At 68.3% G+C, this 5,254-nt stretch carries 7 protein-coding genes; 1 reads left to right on the top strand and 6 read right to left on the bottom strand.

Going from position 1 to position 5,254, the window contains the following annotated elements:
* From HY726_07035 to HY726_07010, 6 genes are all read right to left on the bottom strand, one after another.
* On the bottom strand, positions 1-841 hold an 841-nt coding region (locus HY726_07035; GenBank protein ID MBI4608742.1), incomplete at its 3' end, for an LLM class flavin-dependent oxidoreductase.
* Between the two features lie 212 nt (positions 842-1,053).
* The gene (locus HY726_07030; protein ID MBI4608741.1) at positions 1,054-1,839 is read right to left on the bottom strand and encodes an enoyl-CoA hydratase; all 786 of its coding nucleotides are present in this window, start codon (positions 1,837-1,839) and stop codon (positions 1,054-1,056) included.
* Between the two features lie 11 nt (positions 1,840-1,850).
* Positions 1,851-3,044: an acyl-CoA dehydrogenase family protein gene (locus HY726_07025; protein MBI4608740.1), complete on the bottom strand. Its 1,194-nt coding sequence runs from the start codon at positions 3,042-3,044 to the stop codon at positions 1,851-1,853.
* Positions 3,045-3,092: 48 nt separating this feature from the next.
* Positions 3,093-3,353 carry a hypothetical protein gene (locus HY726_07020; protein MBI4608739.1) on the bottom strand — a complete coding sequence of 87 codons (261 nt, stop codon included), beginning with the start codon at positions 3,351-3,353 and terminating at the stop codon, positions 3,093-3,095.
* Between the two features lie 55 nt (positions 3,354-3,408).
* Entirely contained in the window at positions 3,409-4,206 is a 798-nt protein-coding gene (locus HY726_07015) for a glucose 1-dehydrogenase (protein MBI4608738.1), read from the bottom strand.
* A gap of 158 nt (positions 4,207-4,364) precedes the next feature.
* Entirely contained in the window at positions 4,365-4,538 is a 174-nt protein-coding gene (locus HY726_07010; protein ID MBI4608737.1) for a zinc ribbon domain-containing protein, read from the bottom strand.
* Positions 4,539-4,624: 86 nt separating this feature from the next.
* Between HY726_07010 and HY726_07005 the strand changes: the two genes are divergently transcribed.
* Positions 4,625-5,020, top strand: a complete 396-nt coding sequence (locus HY726_07005) for a hypothetical protein (protein ID MBI4608736.1) — start codon at positions 4,625-4,627, stop codon at positions 5,018-5,020.
* Positions 5,021-5,254 lie beyond the last annotated feature (234 nt).

Below are 5,254 nucleotides of genomic sequence, written 5' to 3'. Positions count from 1 at the left end.
TCTTCTCGGCCATCTTGCCGTAGTACTCGTACCCCTTCGTCGTCGCCAGATGGGGGGTGACGAACCGGTAGTGCTCGAGGACCGTCTGGTAGTAGCCGCCGATGTAGCGCCGCGCCAGCTCCTCGGCGCGCTCCGCGCTCGGATCGCAGAACGTCCAGCCGGCGCAGATCGGCGCCGGCGCCTCAGTGCCGTTGACCTGGCGGTAGGTCGTCCGGTACGCGTCCAGCTCCTTCGCCACCTCGGCCCACGGCTTCTGCGGGATGACCAGGAGACCGACGCCGAGCTTGGCCATGATGGGCGCCGACTCCGGCGAGACCGCCGCCGCATAGGTCCGGCCGCGGAACGACTTGAAGGGCGCCGGCCGGATGGCGGCGCGCGGCTGCTTCACGAAGACGCCGTCGTACTCGCAGGCGCCGGCCTCGAGGCCGCGGAGGAGCATCTCCGCGCACTCCACGAAGCGCTGGCGCGACTCCTCCATGGGCAGCCGGAAGCCGTCGAACTCGACCCGGCCGGCGCCGCGGCCGAGCCCGAGAATCAGCCGACCCTTCGAGATGGTGTCGAGCATCGCCACCTGCTCGGCCACGCGCAGCGGGTCGTGCCACGGCAGCACCACGACCATCGAGCCGAGTTGAAGCCGCTCGGTCCGGCCCGCCATGTAGGTCAGGAACTGCAGGACATCCGGGCACATGGTGTAGTCGGTGAAGTGATGCTCAACACCCCAGACGGACTCGAAGCCGAGCGGTTCGGCGAGGTCCGCCAGCCTCAGCTCGTTCCGATAGACGTCGTAATCGGCACGCGCCTTGCTCGGGTTCTGAAAGACGGTCGCCATCCCGACGTGCATGCTCAAACCCTCCCTACGGGAACACTCACCGCGTCAGTCCCCTCCGCAGCTCCGGAGCACTGCTCGGAGCGTGTCGGAGCAACAGGCTTGCATACACTCGCGCTCCTGACGGTTCGCCGGCCATTGCTGGTTCCACTCCGCGCGCGGGCTTTGCCCGCGCAGATTCCTCGGGGGGAGGTCCGGAAGGGGGGCGTAGCCCCCCTCCGGGTTCCCTAGCGGCCAGTGAACTTGGGCGCCCGCTTCTCCTTGAAGGCCTGCACCCCCTCCTTGTGGTCCTCGGTCTCGCGCGCGATCGCCATGTGAGACGAGACCAGGTCCAGGTGCGTGCGGAGGTCGAGGCGGAGGCTCTGGTAGACGAGCCGCTTGATCATCCGGATGGGGATCTGGGGGCCCTCGGCGATCTGCCTGGCGAGCGCGTAGGTGGCCTCCCGCAGCTCGGCAGCGGGGACGACGCGGTTGACGATGCCGAGCCTGAGCGCTTCCTGCGCGTCGATGAAGTCGGCTGTCCACAGGAGCTCCAGCGCCTTGGCGGGACCGACCAATCGCGGCAGGAAGTAGGTGTCGCCGTCACCCGGGACGAGCCCGACCTTCACGTAGCCCGTCGAAAAGCGCGCCTCGTCCGAGGCCACCCGCACGTCGCACATCAGGCACATGCCCATCCCGGCACCGACAGCCACGCCGTTGACCATCGCGATCACCGGCTTGTCCATCTGCTCCAGCGTCCTGGGGACGCGGTGGATGTTCTCCCACAGCTGGTTCTTGTGCTCGAGCGGCGTGGGCTCGCCCTCCCCCATGCGGCCCACGTCGCCGCCGGCGCAGAAGGCGCGCCCGGCGCCGGTCACGACCACCACGTTGACGTCGTCATCGCGCTGGGCCTCGGCGAGCGACTTCGCCCAGGCGTCGATCATCGACCGCGTGAAGGCGTTGAGCTTGTCGGGGCGGTTCAGCGTGATCGTCGCGATCCGGTCCTTGACCTCGTAGAGAAGATCCTCGGCCATGGTTTCGCCTCTCAGTCTTTAGGCAGCCCGAGCACGCGCTCGCCCAGGATGTTGCGCAGGATCTCCGAGGTTCCCGCGCGGATCCCGCTGGCCCGGGCCAGCAGGCAGTACAAGGCCCACTGCCCCTCGCCGGGCGCCCACTCCGAGCCGTGCGTGATCTGGGAGTAAGGCCCGAGCAGCTCGGTGGCCATCTCGGCCAGCTCCTGGTCCACCTGGCTCCAGAAGAGCTTGGAGGTGGACCCCTCGGGCCCGGGCTGGCCGCCCTTCAGGATCTTGGTGAGGCTCCGGTAGCCGTTGAGCTGGAGGCACTTCTCGTGGATGACGAGCGCCGCGAGCTTCTGGCGCACCCCCGGATCGTCTACCGCCCGGCCGCCGTCCCGTTTCAGCCGCCGCGCCAGCTCCATCAGCCGGTCCAGGGCGTTGCGGAGCGAGATGTTCCGGATGAACGTGAGGAGGTCGCGCTCATAGGCGAGGGTGGTGATGGCGACCTCCCAGCCGCGATTCGCCTCGCCGACCACGTTCTCGACGGGCACCCGCACGTTGTCGAGGAAGACCTCGTTGAACTCGGCCTCCCCCGTCATCTGGCGCAACGGCCTCACCGTGATGCCCGGCGACTTCATATCGACCAGCAGAAACGTAATCCCTTTATGCCGGGGCGCGTCGGGATCGGTCCGCACCAGGAAGAATCCCCAGTCAGCGACGTGGGCGAGGCTGGTCCAGACCTTCTGGCCGCTGACGACGAAGGCTTCGCCGTCGCGCACCGCCCGGGTCTGGAGGTTGGCGAGATCGCTCCCGGCGTTGGGCTCGGAGAAGCCCTGGCACCAGATCTCCTCGGCGGTGAGGATCTTCGGGAGAAAGCGCTTCTGCTGGGCCTCCCTCCCGTACTTCATCAACGTCGGTCCCAGCATGCTGAGGCCCCCGCGATTAACGGGCTGGGGCGACTGGGCGCGGGCCATCTCCTGGTAGAGGATGAGCTGCTCGACGATCAAGGCGCCGCGCCCCCCGTACCGGGGCGGCCAGTCCATCCCCACGTACCCGGCCTCGTACATCGTCTTCTGCCAGGCGCGGAGCCGGTCCACCTGGGCGCGGTCGGCCCGGGTGGCGGCGAAGCCGCGCCCCCGCAGGTCGGTGGGGAGGTTGGCGCGGAGCCACTCCCTCACCTCCTGGCGGAACGCTTCCTGCTCGGGTGTGAAGTTGAAGTCCATGGGCGCGTCCTCAGGGAGACTTTGTCCGCTTCAGGTGCCGCCAGAGGTTCACCGACAGCGACGCTTGCGAGCGGCCAGGTCCAGGCGCTGGCGGAACTTCACCAGCTCATCGATCCGCATGCGGTCGAAGTCGCCAACGTCCTGGCGGGCCGGGCTCGACTCCCAGAGCCGACAGAGCCCATCATACTTCTGCCGCGCCTCTTCTATCGTCAGCGTCGCCAACCTGCGCCAGGTCTCCTCGCGGACGAGCGCGTTGACAACCCGCTGGCCTTCGAGGAACCGCTTCAGATCCGCCTTCGATGCGGCCATCCTCGCCTCACCGAGCACACCCTACCACGCCTCCGATCGGCCGGACAACATGCCCTCAGTGCATGACGGCACCGCCGTCCACGCAGAGCGCCTGTCCCGTGATATTTCGCGCTTCCTCCGAGGCGAGGAAGACGGCGGCCCAGCCAATGTCCTCCGGCGTCTGCTCCCGCTTCATCGGCACGAGATCGGCGACGCGCTTCTCGAAGACCTGTCGCGGCGTCATCCCCGTGAATGCCGGGTTGGTCTTGGCGATGTACTCCGCGAGCCCCTCCCAGAACGCCGTCCAGAGGACGCCGGGGCAGATGGCGTTGACGGTAATGCCATGGGGCGCGAGCTCCTTGGCCACGATCCGCGTGAAGGTGATCACGCCCATCTTCGAGACGCTGTACGGCGGCATCGTGGGCGCCGAAAGGGGGCCGGCGATCGAGGCGATGTTGATGATCCTGCCAGCCTTGCGCTCGATGAAGTACGGCGCGATCGCCTTGCAGGTGAGGAAGATGGACTTCACGTTCACCGCGTACACGCGATCCCAGTCCTCCTCGACGTTTTTTGTAAACGGAAGCCCCGGCGGAGCGGCGACCCCCGCGTTGTTCACCAGGATGTCCAGCTGGCCGAAGTCCTCGCGGATCCGGTTCAGCGTACCCTGGACGTCGGCGGCCCGCGTCACGTCGGTCTTGAGCGCCAGCGCCTTCCGCCCCAGCGCCTCCACCTCCTTGACCACCTGCTGCGCGTTCTCGAACTGGATGTCGGGGATCGCGATGTTCGCGCCCTCCCGGGCCATGCAGAGCACGATCCCCCGGCCGATCCCGCTCCCGCCGCCTGTGACTACCGCAACCTTACCCGCGAGTCGCATTGTCTGCCTCCCTCAGATGACACCGTAGGACCGCCCCCGGGACCCGATTCTTCTCCTCCAGCGCTCTGACCAGCGTCGAGCAACGATCAGGAGGTCGCAGGCCCCAACGATCGCGATCTTCACCGCGTAACCTCCGGGGCCCGCCGGCCAAGGGCACGCTAGACCTCCTGCACCGGCTCGGCGGTCGGGCGCTGGCCGCCTGCCCCGCAGAATCGCGCCCCTACCCGGACCGGCGCGCTACACTGGGGGCAGCGGGCCTCCAGCGCGGCCCCGCACTGATCGCGGAAGCGGTTCTCTCGCGGGTTGTCTGCGTGGCAGCTTCGGCACTGCATTGTGCTGCCTATTTAGCACAAACGGCCCCCGCTGAATAGCCCGACCCGGGACCCCGTCCAACGGGGCAAGAAAGGGGGTGAACTCGATGCGCCGGTTGATGGCCCTTCTCCTCGTGGTCCCCCTGATGGTTGGCCTGATGGCCCCGGCAGCTCACGCGGGAAGCTCGACCAATGTGGCCCTGGGGTTGGCCTCCTTCGCCGTGTTCAACCAGCTCTTCGGCCCCTTGCTCCACCCCAGACCGGTTCACGCCGTTACGACCCAGTCGGTCGTGTACACCACGCCCGTGGTCTACGCCACCCCACCTCCGGTCGTGGTGGTCAAGCCCGCGCCGCCTCCGCCGCCGATCCCGACCGTTGTCCAGTACCCCCACGGCAGGTATGAGCTGCGCGGGGACGGCACGACCATTCAGTACCACTGGGTCTGGATCCCCAACCCGCCGCCTCCGCCGCCGGCCGCGCCACCTCCACCCAGTTCTCCGTAGGAACGGGCGCCGGGGAGCGGAATAGCTCCCGCTCCCCGGCAGGGCACTCTCGCTACGGGCGTGTCGGAGTAATGCCTTCGAGCGCGCACCCGCTGCGCGGGTACCCGGCCCGCGCAACCAACTCGGGCCTCGCCTCGTGGCGGGCCTGCCTCCCGGCATGGCCGACGCCCCTCGGCTCGAAAATCCACTCGGGCCTCGCCTCGTGGCGGGCCTGCCTCCCGGCATGGCCGACGC

The organism is Candidatus Rokuibacteriota bacterium (genome assembly GCA_016209385.1).
GTDB lineage: Bacteria > Methylomirabilota > Methylomirabilia > Rokubacteriales > CSP1-6 > JACQWB01.
Note: the sequence above shows the minus strand (reverse complement) of the source record. Positions and strands in the feature narration are given on the sequence as shown.

What these genes read in the sequence shown, in the direction of transcription:
- HY726_07030 (MBI4608741.1), bottom strand. Translation starts at nt 1,839, where the DNA reads ATGGCCGAGGATCTTCTCTACGAGGTCAAGGACCGGATCGCGACGATC.
- HY726_07025 (MBI4608740.1), bottom strand. Translation starts at nt 3,044, where the DNA reads ATGGACTTCAACTTCACACCCGAGCAGGAAGCGTTCCGCCAGGAGGTG.
- HY726_07020 (MBI4608739.1), bottom strand. Translation starts at nt 3,353, where the DNA reads ATGGCCGCATCGAAGGCGGATCTGAAGCGGTTCCTCGAAGGCCAGCGG.
- HY726_07015 (MBI4608738.1), bottom strand. Translation starts at nt 4,206, where the DNA reads ATGCGACTCGCGGGTAAGGTTGCGGTAGTCACAGGCGGCGGGAGCGGG.
- HY726_07010 (MBI4608737.1), bottom strand. Translation starts at nt 4,538, where the DNA reads ATGCAGTGCCGAAGCTGCCACGCAGACAACCCGCGAGAGAACCGCTTC.
- HY726_07005 (MBI4608736.1), top strand. Translation starts at nt 4,625, where the DNA reads ATGCGCCGGTTGATGGCCCTTCTCCTCGTGGTCCCCCTGATGGTTGGC.